This window comes from Streptosporangiales bacterium (genome assembly GCA_009379825.1).
In the GTDB taxonomy this organism is placed as follows: Bacteria; Actinomycetota; Actinomycetes; order Streptosporangiales; family WHST01; genus WHST01.
The window spans coordinates 141,297-157,043 of the sequence record WHTA01000002.1; the positions used below are offsets into that span (position 1 = coordinate 141,297).

Below are 15,747 nucleotides of genomic sequence, written 5' to 3' on the forward strand. Positions count from 1 at the left end.
GTGGCAAGTGGCGGGCGTCACACCGAAGGTTCGGCCTTGGCCTGTCGCCGGCTGCGGGTGCTGCGGTGCCGGCGCCAGAACAGCCAGCCGGCGAGCCCCAACGGGCCGGCGATCAGCAGGAACGGCAGGACGGCGCCGAACACCGTGGCGACACCGGTGAGGAAGGCGAGCAGCCCGTGCCAGCCGGCGCGCAGGCCGGCGAGGAACCCTGTCGCCTGCTCGTCCTGCTCGTCCCGCGGGCCGGTGAGCGTGACGGTGATGGTCGCGTAGTCGACCTGCTTGGCCAGCGCGCGCTGCCTGGCCTGCAGCGACTCCAGCTCCGCCTGGGTGGAGCCGATCTTCTCCTCGATGGCGAGCACGTCGTCGATGTCCGACGCGGTCTTCAGCAGGGTGCGCAGCCGCTTCAGCGACGCCTCAGCCGACTTGACGCGCTGGTCGACGTCCGCGACGGCCTCGGTGACGTTGTCGGTGTTCTGGGTGAGGGAGAGCCTGGTGCCGAGCTTGCCGAGCTGCTTCAGCACGGTGCGGTACTCGGCGCTCGGCACCTGGAACGTGGTGGTGGCCGTCGCGCCGTTCGACTCGCCGAGCTGCTGCTGGCTCTGCACGTAGCCGCCGGCCTTCGTGACGAGCCGTTCGGCGGCCACGGACTCCTTGTCGGTGTCGTCGACACGCAAGCGCAGCGTCGCCGTGTACGTCAGCAGCTGGGCGCCGATGGTCTTCGCCGGCTCGTCGGTAGTCGTGGTGCCGGGCTTCGACGGTTGCGCTTTGCCTTCGGAACGGTCGGCGAGCCCGGAGTCGGCTTCCTCGGTCGAGGTCTCCTGCGCGCCACCGCACGAGACGAGAACCGCGAGTGCGAGCGGTATCGCGGCGATGGCGAGTCGGCGGCGGTGGATGGTCAGCAGGCGGGCTGTCATACGTGATCCCCTCGTTGGCGCGTTTTGCTGACTACACGCCTCGGGGAACGCGTACGGATGCCTGGGCTGAGGTTCCAATGCCGCAACGGTCTGAGAGCCTTTGCGCATGCCAGGGAACCGTTCCGACCGCCCGCGCGTCGCGGTCGTCGGCGCCGGGGTGGCCGGCCTGACCGCCGCGTGGGAGCTGACCAACCGCGTGGGCGACCGGGTCGACGTGACGGTGTTCGAGGGTGCACCGCAACTGGGCGGCAAGCTGCGGGTGTCCGAGGTCGCGGGCATCCCCGTGGACGAGGGCGCGGAGTCGATGCTCGCGCGCCGGCCGGAGGGCGTCGAGCTGGTGCGGGCGCTCGGCGCGGCCGGCGACCTGGTCGAGCCGGCGACGACGAGCGCGTCGATCTGGGTGGGCGACGACCTGGTGCCCATGCCGAAGGGCCACGTGATGGGCATCCCCGCCGACGTCGACGCGGTGGCGGGCAGTGGGCTGTTCTCCGCGGACACCGTCGACCGGGTGGCGCAAGAGCCGCAGCTGCCCGGCAGACCGCTCACCGACGACGTGGCCGTCGGCGACTACGTGACGTCGCGGCTGGGCGCCGAGGTGGTGGACCGGCTCGTCGAGCCGCTGCTCGCCGGCGTGTACGCCGGCCGGGCGGACGCGCTCTCGCTGCCGGCGACGCTGCCGCAGCTGGCACCGCTGCTGCGTACCGACGGTTCGCTGGTGGCCGCGGCCAGGCGGGTGGTGGCGCAGGCGCCGTCGGCCACCGGCCCGGGGTTCGTCAGCCTGCGCGGTGGCATGGGCCGGTTGCCGCAGCTGCTCGCCGAGCGGTCGGGTGCGCGGATCCGTACCTCGGCCATGGTGCGGGAGCTGTGCGAGAGCACCGACGGTTGGTGGCTGACCGTCGGGCCGGCGCGCGAACCCGAGCAGGTGCGGGCGGACGCCGTGGTGCTCGCCGTGCCTGCGCGCCCGGCGTCCCGGCTGCTCGCCCAGATCGCCCCGGCCGCGGCGACCGAGCTGGGCGCCGTCGAGTACGCGAGCATGGCGCTCGTCACGCTGGTGTACCCGGCGTCGGCCGTGCCAGGCAGGCTGGGCAGCGGGTTCCTGGTGCCGGCGTCGGCCGGCCGGACGATCAAGGCGGCCACCGCCATGTCGCAGAAGTGGCCGCAGGTGGCCGCCGACGGCCTCGCCGTGGTGCGCTGCTCGGTCGGCAGGTACGGCGAGGAGCGCACCCTGCAGGTCGCGGACGGGACGCTCGTACAGCAGGCGGTCACCGACCTCGCCGCGGCCGGGATCGCCGAGCCGCCGGTCGCCAGCCGGGTGACCCGGTGGGGCGGCGCGCTGCCGCAGTACGTAGTCGGGCACCTGGCGAGGGTGGAGAAGGCGCTTGCGGCGGTGGCCGAGCACGACCGGCTCGCGGTGTGCGGTGCGGCGTACGGCGGTGTCGGCGTGCCCGCGTGCGTCGCGAGCGGCCGAGCGGCCGCGGACCGGGTGCTCGGTGCGCTCGGCCACGCGTGACAATGGCAGCGTGACAGTAGACGGCAAGCAGGCGCGCGAGCTCAACGAGGTCGTGCGGTACACCATGTGGTCGGTCTTCCGTGCCACCACACCGATCGATCTCGACGGCCGCGGCGACCGGCAGACGGACGTCGACAGGCAACGCGTCGCGACCGAGGTCGAGCAGCTGTTGGCCAAGCTCGACACCGAGGGCGTGACGACCAGGGGCAGCTACGACGTCAGCGGCTTCCGGGCCGACGCCGACCTGATGTTCTGGTGGGTGGCCGACTCGCCCGAGCTGCTGCAGGACGCATACGCGCGATTCAGGCGCACCCAGCTCGGCCGCTGCTGCGAGCCGGTGTTCTCCGCGATGGCGCTGCACCGGCCGGCGGAGTTCAACAAGAGTCACATCCCCGCGTTCCTCGCGGGCGAGGAGCCGCGGACGTACGTCTGCGTGTACCCGTTCGTCCGGTCGCTCGAGTGGTACCTGCTCGACGGGAAGGAGCGGCGCACCATGCTCGCCGAGCACGGCAAGATGGCGCGCGACTACCCGGAGGTGCGCTCGAACACCGTCGCGTCGTTCGCCCTCGGCGACTACGAGTGGATGCTTGCCTTCGAGGCGGACGAGCTGTACAGCCTCACCGACCTGATGCGGCACCTGCGCGGTTCGGAGGCGCGGCGCCACACCAGGCTCGAGGTGCCGTTCTACACCGGCACCAGGCGGCCGGTCGCGGAGATCGTCAACGCCCTGCCGTGAGCTCGAGCCTTACGACCTGCGGGTCGTGGTCGCTGAGCTGGTCGGCGAAGTCCGCGTTGGTGTGCACCACGTCGTACCGGAATCCACGCTTGGTGAGCGACCTGCTGAGCAGGATGTGGTCGAGCACCTCGGAGTTGCCCTGGTAGTTGTACGTGAACCGGCCCGCCTTCGGCAGCAGCTGCGGCAGGTCGACCAGGTCGGTAGCCTCCGTGATCGGCGGTGACCAGGGGAAGTCGTTCAGGTCACCGGCGACGACGACGTGCGCCTTCGGGTCCACGGCGGTGAGCTCCTCGACGAACCCGGCCACCGACCGCGCCTGCGCGACGCGCTGCTCCTCGCTGGCCAGCCGCGGCGGCTGGTAGCGGCCCATCAGCGGGTCGTCGCCGCCCTTGCTGCTCCAGTGGTTGGCGACCACGAACACCGTCTCGCCACGCCAGGTGAACTGTCCCGCGACCGGCTTGCGGGTCTCGTCCCACGCGTCGCCGTTCGGCTCGATGCGGCCGGGGTTATGCGTCAGCCGCGCGCCGCCGTCGGCCGCCTCGACCCCAACGGGCGTGGTGGCGTCGCCGCGCGGCGCGTCGGCGAACTCGATGCCGCAGTCGGTGCGGTACAGGAAGCCGACCCTGATGTTGCCGCCAGGCTCGCCGCCGTCGGCGTTGTTCTCCGGGTCGATCGACTGCCAGGCGTACGCAGGGCCGCCGGCGTCCTCGATCGCCGCGGTCAGCTTATCCACGGTGGCGTCGGCGGTCACCGTGCCGTCGTCGGTCGGGCCGGTGTCGTCCTGGATCTCCTCGACGGTGAGGATGTCGGGCGCACGGAGGTTGCGTACGACCGTCTCGGCGAGGCCGGCGAACTTCGCCGCGGGGTCCGCAGGGTCGAGGTTCTCCACGTTGAACGACGCGACGGACAGCTCGTTCCGGCGCTGCGGGTCGGTGACCTCGCGGTCGAGGTCGCCGCTTCGCACGTCCGGCGTCTCGTCGATCTCCAGCGTGTAGTTGCCGAAGTTGTAGTCGAGCACCCCGGTCACGGCGCCTGGCAGTACGTCACCCACGTCGGCGGTAGGCACCTTCGCGAACGCGCCGCGCAGGATCAGCCGCTCCGGGTTGCCGTCGGCCGCCGTCTGCACCACACCGCCGCTGGTGCTGCGTGGCTTCGCGTGTGCGCCGTCGTCGCCGACCACGGCCAGCTCGCCGAACCTGTTGGTCGGCGCCACGGCGAGCGCGTCGTCCACCTGCACCCGCATGCCTTCCAGCGACTCCCAGAAGTCCAGGCCGTGCTTCGCCGGGGCGAAGACGTCCGACTCTTCGACGTCACCGTCCACGCCCTCGGTGATCACCTGGTTGGGCGGCACCCGGCCGTCGCTGCCCGCCACCGTGGCCGCGGGCAGCGGGTTGCCGCTCGACGCCACGTCGACCTGGTCGGGCGCGCTGACGATCTCCGTGGTGCTGAGGTTCGTCGCCGCTCCGCCGGGCCGGTACTCGGTGACCTTGCCGGTCACCGTGACGGCGTGGCCGACGGCCACGCCGGGCGCGGCGCCGGTGTACACCAGCAGGCCCTCGGCGGTGGCGGGGTCGGTGTCCGGCTGCGGGTCCTGCAGGAAGAACTGGTCGTCGGCGACGGCGGTGACCACGCCGGGGACGTCCGCGACGTCCTCGCCGGCCAGCGGCGAGACGTGCGCAGCACCTTGGATGTCGTGGACGTGCACGTCCTCGGCCGCGTAGCCGGGCCCGGCGGCGACGGTGAGCCCGAGCAGAGCCGCGACCGACGCGGCAGCAACGGTTCGGCGCATCGGTCGCCTCCGACGGTCGGCGGAACTGCTGGCGCCGTACTTCCTACCAGCGCACGGACATCGCGCCTAGTCAGACGTACTGAACGCGAGATGAACTCGCCCGCTCGTGACGCGCTGCGACCTCTTCCGCAGGGCCTGCGGTGGGGCAGTGGGAGACTTGGGGCATGATGCGTTGGCTGACCGCAGGCGAGTCGCATGGTCCTGCGCTCGTGGCGATACTCGAGGGGCTGCCCGCGGGCGTCGAGGTGACCACGTCGGACGTGGCCGCGGCGTTGGCGCGGCGGCGGCTCGGCTACGGCCGCGGCGCGCGGATGTCGTTCGAGCAGGACGAGGTGACGTTCCTCGGCGGCGTGCGGCACGGCAGCACGCTCGGCAGCCCCATCGCGGTGCAGGTGGGCAACACCGAGTGGCCGAAGTGGGAGCAGGTGATGGCCGCCGACCCCGTCGACCAGGCGGAGATCGAGAACCTCGCGCGCAACGCGCCGCTGACCAGGCCGCGCCCCGGCCACGCCGACCTGGTGGGCATGCAGAAGTACGGCTTCGACGACGCGCGGCCGATCCTGGAGCGCGCGAGCGCGCGGGAGACCGCGGCCAGGGTCGCGCTCGGCGAGGTGGCGAGGCGGTTCCTGCTGCAGGCGCTGGACGTCGAGCTGCTCAGCCACGTGACCGCGCTCGGCCCGGTGGAGGTGCCTGCGGGCGTCGTGCCCGAGCCGGCCGACCGGGAGCGGATCGACGAGGACCCGCTACGGTGCGCCGACCCGGACACCTCGAAGCAGATGGTCGCCGAGGTCGACACCACGAAGGCCGAGGGCGACACGTTGGGCGGCGTGGTCGAGGTAGTGGTGCACAAGCTGCCGCCTGGGCTGGGCAGCCACACGCACTGGGACAGGCGGCTGGACGGCCGGCTGGCCGCTGCCCTGATGGGGATCCAGGCGATCAAGGGGGTCGAGGTCGGCGACGGCTTCGACGTCGCCAGGCGGCGCGGTTCCGCTGCGCACGACGAGATCGTCGGCACGCCGGAAGGCGTACGCCGGCTGACCGGGTACTCAGGCGGCACTGAGGGTGGCATGACCACCGGCGAGGTGCTGCGGGTGCGCGCGGCCATGAAGCCGATCTCCACCGTGCCGCGCGCCCTCCGTACGGTCGACGTCGCGACGGGGGAGCCGGCGAAGGCGATCAACCAGCGCAGCGACGTCTGCGCGGTGCCGGCCGCCGCTGTGGTGGCGGAGGCGATGACCGCGCTGGTGCTCGCGGACGCAGCGGTGGAGAAGTTCGGCGGCGACTCGGTGCCCGAGGTGCGGCGCAACCTGGCCAGCTACCTGGCCAGCCTCACCGTCCGTTAGCACGTGTGATCATGTGCGCAGGGGCGGTCGGTGTCGGGGACCGGCTGTGTGGTCGGAATGTGACCATGAGAACCTAAGTGACTACAGACAGTGAATAAGAAGGTCGATGTGGGCGACACCGAGTTGGTGAGTCACGGGCCGCGCGTGGTGCTGGTCGGCCCGCCGGGCGCAGGCAAGACGTCGGTGGGCGAGCTGCTCGCCGAGCGGCTCGGCGTGGAGTTCCGCGACACCGACGGCGACGTCGAGGAACGCACCGGCACGGCCGTCTCGGAGATCTTCGTGTCCGACGGCGAGGCCGTGTTCCGGCAGTTGGAGCGCGAGGCCGTCGAGACGGCCTTGGCGACCCACACCGGGGTGCTCGCGCTCGGCGGCGGCGCCGTACTCGACGAGCACACCCGCGCGCTGCTGCGCGAGCACACGGTCGTCTTCCTCGACGTCACGTTGGCCGCTGCCGCGCAACGGGTCGGGCTGGACGCACCGCGCCCGCTGCTCGTGGTCAACCCGCGCACGGCGCTGCGCCACCTGATGGCCGAACGCCGGCCGCTGTACGAGGAAGTCGCGACGGCCACCGTGGCCACGGCCGACCGCACGCCGAGCGAGGTCGCCGCCGAGGTGTCGAGCGCGATCGGCCTTCCGGTCTAGGGACTGTTCGAGTACGAGAGGCAACCAAGGTGGGTACCACGCGGATACGGGTGGAGGGCGAGCAACCGTACGAGGTGCTCGTGGGCGAGCAGATCCTCGACGAGCTGCCGGCCATCGTCGGTGACCGCGCGCGGCAGGTCGCCGTGGTGACCGCGCCGCCGCTGCAGCTGGTCGCCGACCAGGTGGCCGAGGTGCTGGACGGCGCGGGCTACGACGTCTGCCGGATCTCCGTGCCGGACGCGGAGGCCGGCAAGGACGTCTCGGTCGCCGCCATGTGCTGGAACCGGCTGGGCGAGCGGAACTTCACCCGCACCGACTGCGTGGTCGCCGTCGGCGGGGGAGCAGTGACCGACCTGGCCGGGTTCGTCGCGGCGAGCTGGTTGCGCGGCGTGCGGGTCGTCCACGTGCCGACGTCGCTGCTCGGCATGGTGGACGCGGCGGTCGGCGGCAAGACCGGCATCAACACGTCCGCCGGCAAGAACCTGGTCGGCGCTTTCCACCCGCCGGCTGGCGTGCTGTGCGACCTGTCCACGCTGGCGACGCTGCCGCGTGAGGACTACGTGGCCGGCCTCGCCGAGGTGGTGAAGGCCGGCTTCATCGCGGACCCGAAGATCCTCGACCTGATCGAGGGCGACCCCACGGCAGCGACCACGCCGAGCGGCCCGGTCGCGCGGCAGCTGGTCGAGCGGGCGATCGCGATGAAGGCGGACGTCGTCGCCGGCGACCTGCGCGAGCAGGGCCCGCGCGAGGCGCTGAACTACGGGCACACCCTCGGCCACGCCGTCGAGCGGCTGGAGCGCTACAAGTGCAAGCACGGCTACGCGGTCTCCGTCGGCATGGTGTTCGCCGCCGAGCTGGCCAGGCGCGCCGGTGAGCTCGACGAGGTGACCGCGAAGCGGCACGTCGCCGTGCTCGAGGCGCTCGGCCTGCCGACGCACTACCACGCGAAGGCGTGGCCGAAGCTGCTCGAGTCCATGCGCGTGGACAAGAAGGCCCGCGGCGCGAAGCTGCGCTTCGTGGTTCTCGCCGGCCTCGCCGACCCGATCATCCTCGAGGACCCGGATCCCGAGCTGCTCGAGCAGACGTACTCCACCGTGGGGCGCTGAGCCGGATGCGCGTACTGGTCTTGAACGGTCCGAACCTCGGCCGGCTCGGCTCGCGGGAGCCCGACGTCTACGGTCACACCTCCTACGCCGACCTGGTCGAGCGGTGTACGACGGTCGGCAAGGAGCTCGGTCTGGACGTCGAGGTGCGGCAGACCGACGACGAGGCCGAGCTGGTCCACTGGCTGCACGAGGCCGCGGACGGCGAGCTGCCCGTGGTGCTGAACCCGGCCGCGTTCACGCACTACTCGTACGCGTTGCGCGACGCCTGCGCGCAGCGCACCGCGCCGCTGGTCGAGGTGCATCTGAGCAACCCGGCGGCGCGCGAGGAGTTCAGGCACACCTCGGTCGTCGCCGGCGTCGCGACCGGCACCGTCGCCGGCTTCGGCATGGCGTCGTACGACCTCGCGCTGCGCGCGGTCGCGAACACCTGATGACGACACGGGCCGCCGCACGGCTGGTATGTCGCCGCCCGGCAGGCAGGAGCGTGCGCAGGGAGGCGAATGTACCCGGACGCACCCCATGGTCAGCCGTGGCCCGGGCACCCGCACGGCGACCGGTTCTGGGCGGAACCGGTACTGCCCGGCCAGGACGTCCAGGTGCGCTGGTACCGGGCGCAGCCGGTGCCGCCACCGCCGGTGTGCGTTGCCACCGGCCGGGCGGCGACCCGGCGACGTGACGAAGGTGTACTTCGACCCGCGGGCGTACGGCGAGGCACCCGAGTGGTGGCAGGAGCTCTGGCGATTCCGGCGCGGCCGCCCGGGCGACCACAGTTACTTGATCGACCTGTTGTTCGGCCGGCCGGCCGGCTTGGCACGGGCATATGTCGATGCCGGCGTGCCCAGAGGTGGCGGCCAGGTCGAGTGCGCGGTTGCGCAACGGGATGGTCGCCCTCGTCGGTGCGGTCGTCGCCTGCATCGTCGCGGTGTTCGGCGCGGCGACCCTGTTCGCAACCGACCTGGACTGGCACGCGCTGGCCTTCGCGCTCGTCTTCCTCGTGCTCGCGCGGGGCCTGGACGTCTACAGCATCAGGCTGTTCCACACCAGCGACGTGGACGCGCGGGTCGAGGAGGGGTACTTCGTGCTCACCAAGCCGCATCCGGCGTTCGCCGAGGCCTTCGTGCAATGGAACCCCGGCGTGGTGCAAGTACGCCCGTTCGTCCCCAGCCGACCGGTCAGCTAGCCGCGATCACTGCGGGGAATTCACCCGACGGCGGCGGCGAATAGGTCACGGCCGGGTTACGGTGTGAGGGGCCGGTGCGGTACCGTGCGGCGGCGGTGCATGCGCGGAGCAGAGGAAAGGCGACATATGGGTGGCTCGGGGGCCAATCACGCGGTTCGTAGGGATCGGCTACGGGTGCTCCTCGCACAGCGGGACGTCGAGGCGGCGATCGTCACCAGGCTGGTGAACGTGCGGTACCTGTCCGGGTTCAGCGGGTCCAACGGTGCGCTCGTGGTACGCGAGAACGGCGCCGACCTGCTGGTGACCGACGGCAGGTACGCCGACCAGGCCGTCACCGAGGCGCCGGACCTGGAGCTTTACGTCGACTACCCGGCCCGCACGGGCGTGCGGCTGCCGGTCGCCGTGCACGCGGCGAAGCAGCTGGTCGCCTCCGGCGAGCGGAGGGTGGCGTTCGAGGACCACGACGTCACCGTGGCGGCCCATCGCGCGATGGTCGACGGCGCCGCTGAGCTCGGGCTCGGCTCGCTCCAGCGCGGCGTGGAGCAGCTGCGGATGGTCAAGGACGAGGTCGAGATCGCCGCGCTGCGGCGGGCCTGCACGATCAGCGACCAAGCGCTCACCGACCTGCTCCCTGGGATCAGGGAGGGCATCACCGAGCGCGACCTGGCCCGCAAGCTGGACGCGAAGATGCGCGAGCACGGGGCGGACGCGCCCGGCTTCCCGACGATCGTCGCCAGCGGCCCGAACTCGGCGATCCCGCACCACCAGCCGACCGACCGGCTGTTGCAGACCGGCGACTTCGTGAAGATCGACTTCGGCGCACGCTACGCCGGCTACCACGCGGACGAGACCAGGACGTTCGTGGTCGGCGTCGCCGCGGGCTGGCAGAAGGAGATCTACGAGCTGGTCGTCGCCGCGCAGCACGCCGCGAAACAGGCGCTCGTGCCCGGCGTCGCGGCCAAGGACGTGGACGCCGCGAGCCGCGCCGTCATCACCGACGCGGGGTTCGGCGACCGGTTCACGCACGGGCTCGGGCACGGCGTCGGGCTGGAGATCCACGAGGACCCGTTCATGGGCTACAGCTCGACGGCTACACTGGCCAGCCGGGTGCCCGTCACCGTCGAGCCCGGGGTGTATCTCCCCGGTCGCGGCGGAGTGCGCGTCGAGGACACCGTCCTGGTCGACGCGGAAGGCACGGAATCCCTCACCCGAACCGACCGCGAGCTCACTGTGCTCGGCTGAGCGCACAGCAATACCCAGGAGACGACACGGCAGTGGCCACCACCAACGATCTCAAGAACGGCATGACCCTCGACCTGGACGGCCAGCTCTGGAACATCGTCGAGTTCCAGCACGTGAAGCCGGGCAAGGGCGGCGCGTTCGTCCGTACGAAGCTGAAGAACGTCACCTCGGGGAAGGTCGTCGACAAGACGTTCAACGCCGGCATCAAGGTCGACGTGGCGACCGTCGACAAGCGCGGCATGCAGTACCTCTACCAAGACGGCGCCGACTACGTGTTCATGGACACCGAGACGTACGACCAGATCTACGTCACCGGTGACGTCGTCGGCGACGCCGCGAACTTCCTGCTGGAGAGCCAGGAGGTGACGGTGGCGCTGCACGACGGCAACCCGCTGTACGTCGACCTGCCGGCCGCCGTGGAGCTGGCCATCGAGTACACCGAGCCCGGGATCCAGGGCGACCGGTCGAGCGGCGGCACGAAGCCGGCGCGGCTGGAGACCGGCGCCGAGGTGCAGGTGCCGCTGTTCGTCACCACCGGCGAGCGGGTGAAGGTGGACACCAGGACGGGCGAGTACCTCTCCCGCGTGTCTGGCTGATGCCGGCGCAGTCGAGTGGGCGGGTAGGCGCCCGGGGCAAGGCGCGGAAGCGTGCGCTCGACCTGCTCTTCGAGGCGGACGTGCGCCGCGCCGATCCGTTGACCCTGCTGGCCGAGCGGATCGCTGCCTCGGACCCGGTGGTACCTGAGTACGCCGTCGGCCTGGTAGAGGGTGTGACCGCCCACCGTGCGCAGCTGGACGAGCTGATCGCGAAGCACTCGGTGGACTGGTCGCTGGATCGGATGCCGGCCGTGGACAGGAACCTGCTGCGGCTCGGTACGTACGAGCTGCTCTACGCCGACGACGTGCCGGACGCGGTCGCCGTCGCTGAGGCCGTACGGCTGGCCAGGGAGCTGTCCACGGACGAGTCGCCCGGGTTCGTCAACGGCCTGCTTGCGGCCGTGCTCAGCGAGAAGGGCACCGCGGCGGGAGCGTGACGCGGGGCACTGGGTGCCCCGCTCGACCCGACCGCGACGGCCCGTTGCCTCGTGCCCGCCCCCCGCGGGCGTGCACGAGCCAACGGACCGGTCCGGTCAGAGGGTTTCGGTGATGCTCTGGGCCTCGTCGTTGAGCACGCCCCAGCCGATCAGCTGGGTCACCAGAGCGGACGGCTCGAGGTCGTAGATGACCGAGAGCGCACGCAGGTCCTCGCTGCGGATGGTGAGCACCCGCCCGTTGTAGTCGCCCCGCTGGTGTTGGATGGCGGCGATATAGCGGGCCAACGGTCCCGACTGCTCCTGTGGCAGCGTGGAGAGCTTGCCCAAGTCGATGACCAGCTTGGGCGGGCGGTCGGCGACACCGTTGCTCGGGTGGCCGCCTGGCAGCAGCTCCGAGATCGGTACGCCGTAGAACTCCGCGAGCTCGGCGAGCTTGTGCACGGTGACTGCCCGGTCGCCGCGCTCGTACGAGCCGACGACCACTGCCTTCCACCGACCGTGGGACTTCTCCTCCACCCCGTGGAGGGAGAGTCCTTGCTGTTGGCGAATGGCTCGAAGCCGTGCGCCTAGCGACTTTCCGTAGTCCGACATTCCGGTCCTTTCCCCGTCACTGGACCTCGGTACCACCGATCGGCGACCCTCGCCCCGAGTGACTACTCACAGTGACCGTAAGTATGACCACAGCCGGGGTCAAGCGGTGGGCGCAACCCGACGATCCGTAATGAAACGTCTACAGAGAGGTAACGAGCGAGACTGCGGTCCGTGACGGGTCAATGACGCGACACACGTCGAGGTCTGTGCAGGTCCTGACCGGGCCGCCTGCTAGCGTGAGGTACCGAGCAGGGTCCGCTGCCGTGCCCTGCGAAGGCATCCTTTAACGCCCGTCCCGTGAGGCGGGGAAGGAGGTCCGTGTGAGCAGCCTGCCCGCGCGCCCGACGAACGGCGACGCACCGGCGGAGCCGGCGCGGTCCGGCCGGGTCGTCCTCGAGGCGGCCGACATGGCCAGGGCGCTGACGAGGATCGCGCACGAGATCCTGGAGCGCGCCAAGGGCAGCACCGACGTCGTGCTGATGGGCATCCCCACCCGCGGTGTCGACCTCGCCAGGCGGCTGGCGGAGCGGATCGCCGCCGTCGAGGGCGGCCAGGTGCCCGTCGGCTCGCTCGACCCCACCATGTACCGCGACGACCTGCGGCTGCGGCCGACCAGGGCGCTCGAGCACACCGAGGAGCCCGCGGGCGGCGTCGAGGGCAAGCTGGTGGTGCTGGTCGACGACGTGCTCTACTCCGGCCGCACGGTCCGCGCGGCGCTCACCGCGCTGGACGACCTCGGCCGGCCACGCAACGTACAACTCGCGGTGCTCGTCGACCGCGGCCACCGGGAGCTGCCGATCCGCCCGGACTACATCGGCAAGAACCTGCCCACCGCCCAGGTCGAGCAGGTGCGGGTGCTGGTCGCCGAGCGCGACGGCCGCGACGCCGTGCTGATCGAACGCGAAGTCACGGGGAGCGCACAGTGAACCGCCACCTGATCTCCGCCGGCGACCTGAGCCGCGACGACGCCCTGCTGATCCTCGACACCGCCGCGGAGCTCGCGCAGGTGGCGAGCCGGCCGGTGAAGAAGCTGCCGACGCTGCGCGGGCGTACGGCGGTGAACCTGTTCTACGAGGACTCCACCCGGACGAGGACGTCGTTCGAGGTGGCGGCGAAGCGGCTGTCCGCGGACGTGATCAACTTCTCCGCCAAGGGCTCGAGCGTCGCGAAGGGCGAGAGCCTCAAGGACACCGCGCTCACCCTGGAGGCGATGGGTGCGGACGCCGTCGTGGTGCGCCACGGCGCGTCCGGCACGCCGAACCGGCTGACGAACTGGATCGACGGCAGCGTCATCAACGCCGGCGACGGCACGCACGAGCACCCCACACAGGCGCTTCTCGACGCGTATACCATCCGCGACCGGCTGGGCCGGCTGGACGGGCTTTCCGTGGTGATCGTCGGCGACGTGCTGCACAGCAGGGTGGCCAGGTCGAACGTGCTGCTGCTCGCGACGCTCGGCGTCGACGTGACGGTGGTCGGCCCGCCGACGCTGCTGCCGGTGGGCGTCGAGACCTGGCCGTGCGCCACCTCGTACGACCTGGACGCGGTGCTGCCGAAGTGCGACGTGGTGATGATGTTGCGGGTGCAGCAGGAGCGGATGCACGCCGCGTTCTTCCCCAGCGCGCGGGAGTACAGCCGCAGGTACGGCCTGGACGCCAGGCGGATGGCGACGCTGCCCGAGCACGCCCTGGTGATGCACCCGGGGCCGATGAACCGCGGGATGGAGATCGCCGCCGAGGTCGCCGACGCGACCAGGTCGACCATCACCGAGCAGGTGGCGAACGGCATCTCCATCCGGATGGCCGTGCTGTACCTGTTGCTCGGCGGCACCGAGCCGGCGATCGGCCACGACCCAGCCCACACCGAGCCGACGGAGAGCGCATGACAGCACAGCGATACCTGCTCGACGGAGTACGCCCACTGGGTGGGGAGCCCGTCCGGATGCTGCTCGCCGACGGCAGGATCGCGGCCGTGGGCACCGACGTGGACGCGGCCGGTGCCGAGGTGGTCGACGCCGCGGGGTTGCATGCGCTGCCCGGCCTGGTCGACCTGCACACGCACCTGCGTGAGCCCGGGCGCGAGGACGCGGAGACCGTCGAGACCGGCACCCTCGCCGCCGCGCTCGGCGGGTACACGGCCGTCTTCGCCATGCCCAACACCGAGCCGTGCGCAGACACCGCCGGCCTGGTGGAGCAGGTCTGGCGGCTGGGCAGGGACGCCGGGCACTGCGACGTGCAGCCGATCGGCGCGGTGACCGTCGGCCGGCAGGGGGAGCGGCTGGCCGAGCTCGGCGCGATGGCCGACTCCGCCGCGCGCGTACGGGTGTTCAGCGACGACGGCAACTGCGTCTCCGACGCGGTGCTGATGCGGCGCGCCCTGGAGTACGTGAAGGCGTTCGGCGGGGTGGTCGCGCAGCACGCGGAGGAGCCGCGGCTGACCGAGGGCGCCCAGATGAACGAGGGCGCGCTGTCCGGGGTGCTCGGGCTTGGCGGCTGGCCGGCGGTCGCGGAGGAGGCGATCGTCGCCAGGGACGTCCTGCTGGCCGGGCACGTCGGCTCGCGGGTGCACATCTGCCACCTGTCCACCGCCGGCTCGGTGGAGATCGTCCGGTGGGCGAAGGAGAAGGGCTGGGACGTCACCGCCGAGGTGACGCCGCACCACCTGTTGCTCACCGAGGACCTGGTACGCAGCTACGACCCGATCTACAAGGTGAACCCGCCGCTGCGTACCGATGCGGACGTGCAGGCGCTGCGGCAGGCGCTCGCGGACGGCACCATCGACTGCGTCGCCACCGACCACGCGCCGCACTCGCTGGAGCACAAGGAGACCGAGTGGGCGGTCGCCTCACCCGGCATGCTCGGCCTGGAGACGGCGCTGCCGATCGTGCAGCAGGCGCTGGTCGACACCGGGCTGCTCGACTGGGCCGGCGTCGCCGACCGGATGGCCACCAAGCCGGCGGCGATCGGCGGTCTCGCCGGCCACGGCCGGCCGCTGGCCGAGGGGGAGCCCGCGCACCTGGTGCTCTACGACCCGGCCGCGGAGTGGACGGTGGACCGCGCCCGGCTGGCGTCGCGGAGCACGAACACCCCGTACGCGGGGCACGCCCTGCCGGGAAGGATCGTGGCGACGTTCTACGGCGGTCGCCCGACGGTGCTGGACGGGAAACCGACATGAGGATGACTGCCGCGCGGAGCATCCGATGAGCCCCGCCGCCGTCCTGGTCCTCGTGCTGCTCGTGCTGGTCGCCGTGGTGTTGGTGCTGTTGTTCCGGTGGCCGGGCTGGTTGCGCAGCAGCGGGCCGGCCGTGGCGCCACCGGCGACGCCGCCGAACTACCCGCGGGCGCTGCGCGCACCGACCGAGGGTACGTACGGCGGCACCGAGCGCGCAGCGGACGGCCAGCTGGTGCGCGCCCACGGCCTCGGCAACGGCGGCCGGGTGCAGCTCATCCTGGCCGCGGAGGGCCTGGTGCTCGACCGGCAGGGCCTCAACGACCTGCTGATCGAGGAGCACGAGCTGCTCGGCGCGGAGGAGCGCAGCGGCAGGCTGGTGGTGCGGTGGCGGCACGAGGGGGTCGTGCTGGAGACGGCCGTGGAGCTCGACGCAGCCGGCGAGGTAGCAAGCTGGGTGGCGAGCCTGGAGCAGATGGGACGGATGCAGTGA

17 protein-coding genes are annotated in these 15,747 nt (G+C 71.8%); 14 read left to right on the top strand and 3 right to left on the bottom strand.

Features of this window, described 5'->3' with window-relative positions; all coding sequences use genetic code 11:
* Positions 1-17: 17 nt before the first annotated feature.
* Positions 18-1,022 (bottom strand): DUF4349 domain-containing protein, encoded by a 1,005-nt coding sequence (locus tag GEV07_01880; protein MQA01514.1) that lies wholly within the window; start codon positions 1,020-1,022, stop codon positions 18-20.
* Between GEV07_01880 and hemG the strand changes: the two genes are divergently transcribed.
* Entirely contained in the window at positions 1,021-2,424 is a 1,404-nt protein-coding gene (gene hemG, locus GEV07_01885; GenBank protein ID MQA01515.1) for a protoporphyrinogen oxidase, read from the top strand. The two genes, GEV07_01880 and hemG, sit on opposite strands and share 2 nt — an antisense overlap.
* A gap of 64 nt (positions 2,425-2,488) precedes the next feature.
* Complete coding sequence (locus GEV07_01890; GenBank protein MQA01516.1) at positions 2,489-3,160, top strand: hypothetical protein; 672 nt, start codon at positions 2,489-2,491, stop codon at positions 3,158-3,160.
* Here the strand turns inward: GEV07_01890 and GEV07_01895 are convergent.
* Positions 3,144-4,949: a nuclease gene (locus tag GEV07_01895; protein MQA01517.1), complete on the bottom strand. Its 1,806-nt coding sequence runs from the start codon at positions 4,947-4,949 to the stop codon at positions 3,144-3,146. The genes GEV07_01890 and GEV07_01895 overlap by 17 nt on opposite strands.
* 167 nt (positions 4,950-5,116) lie before the next feature.
* Here GEV07_01895 and aroC point away from each other — a divergent pair, with 167 nt between their 5' ends.
* The 8 genes from aroC (at position 5,117) to nusB (ending at position 11,495) form a co-directional block, all read left to right on the top strand.
* Positions 5,117-6,292, top strand: a complete 1,176-nt coding sequence (gene aroC / locus GEV07_01900) for a chorismate synthase (protein MQA01518.1) — start codon at positions 5,117-5,119, stop codon at positions 6,290-6,292.
* A 108-nt stretch (positions 6,293-6,400) separates the two neighbouring features.
* Positions 6,401-6,934: an AAA family ATPase gene (locus GEV07_01905; GenBank protein ID MQA01519.1), complete on the top strand. Its 534-nt coding sequence runs from the start codon at positions 6,401-6,403 to the stop codon at positions 6,932-6,934.
* 29 nt (positions 6,935-6,963) lie between these two features.
* Positions 6,964-8,040, top strand: a complete 1,077-nt coding sequence (locus GEV07_01910) for a 3-dehydroquinate synthase (GenBank protein MQA01520.1) — start codon at positions 6,964-6,966, stop codon at positions 8,038-8,040.
* Between the two features lie 5 nt (positions 8,041-8,045).
* Positions 8,046-8,471 (top strand): type II 3-dehydroquinate dehydratase, encoded by a 426-nt coding sequence (aroQ, locus tag GEV07_01915; GenBank protein MQA01521.1) that lies wholly within the window; start codon positions 8,046-8,048, stop codon positions 8,469-8,471.
* A 395-nt stretch (positions 8,472-8,866) separates the two neighbouring features.
* Positions 8,867-9,220: a hypothetical protein gene (locus tag GEV07_01920; protein MQA01522.1), complete on the top strand. Its 354-nt coding sequence runs from the start codon at positions 8,867-8,869 to the stop codon at positions 9,218-9,220.
* 126 nt (positions 9,221-9,346) lie between these two features.
* Positions 9,347-10,462, top strand: coding sequence for a M24 family metallopeptidase (locus tag GEV07_01925; GenBank protein MQA01523.1), 1,116 nt, complete (start codon positions 9,347-9,349; stop codon positions 10,460-10,462).
* Between the two features lie 32 nt (positions 10,463-10,494).
* On the top strand, positions 10,495-11,058 hold the full coding sequence (efp, locus tag GEV07_01930) for an elongation factor P (protein MQA01524.1): 564 nt from the start codon (positions 10,495-10,497) through the stop codon (positions 11,056-11,058).
* The gene (gene nusB / locus GEV07_01935) at positions 11,058-11,495 is read left to right on the top strand and encodes a transcription antitermination factor NusB (protein MQA01525.1); all 438 of its coding nucleotides are present in this window, start codon (positions 11,058-11,060) and stop codon (positions 11,493-11,495) included. Before efp ends, nusB begins: the two co-directional genes overlap by 1 nt.
* A gap of 96 nt (positions 11,496-11,591) precedes the next feature.
* Here nusB and GEV07_01940 read toward each other — a convergent pair whose 3' ends face one another.
* Positions 11,592-12,086: a helix-turn-helix domain-containing protein gene (locus GEV07_01940; protein MQA01526.1), complete on the bottom strand. Its 495-nt coding sequence runs from the start codon at positions 12,084-12,086 to the stop codon at positions 11,592-11,594.
* 407 nt (positions 12,087-12,493) lie between these two features.
* Here GEV07_01940 and pyrR point away from each other — a divergent pair, with 407 nt between their 5' ends.
* From pyrR to GEV07_01960, 4 genes are read left to right on the top strand one after another with little or no spacing between them, the layout of a single operon-like run.
* Positions 12,494-13,012: a bifunctional pyr operon transcriptional regulator/uracil phosphoribosyltransferase PyrR gene (gene pyrR, locus GEV07_01945; GenBank protein ID MQA01527.1), complete on the top strand. Its 519-nt coding sequence runs from the start codon at positions 12,494-12,496 to the stop codon at positions 13,010-13,012.
* Positions 13,009-13,971, top strand: a complete 963-nt coding sequence (locus GEV07_01950; GenBank protein MQA01528.1) for an aspartate carbamoyltransferase catalytic subunit — start codon at positions 13,009-13,011, stop codon at positions 13,969-13,971. Before pyrR ends, GEV07_01950 begins: the two co-directional genes overlap by 4 nt.
* Positions 13,968-15,260 (top strand): dihydroorotase, encoded by a 1,293-nt coding sequence (locus GEV07_01955; GenBank protein MQA01529.1) that lies wholly within the window; start codon positions 13,968-13,970, stop codon positions 15,258-15,260. Before GEV07_01950 ends, GEV07_01955 begins: the two co-directional genes overlap by 4 nt.
* Before the next feature lie 25 nt (positions 15,261-15,285).
* Positions 15,286-15,747 (top strand): hypothetical protein, encoded by a 462-nt coding sequence (locus tag GEV07_01960; protein ID MQA01530.1) that lies wholly within the window; start codon positions 15,286-15,288, stop codon positions 15,745-15,747.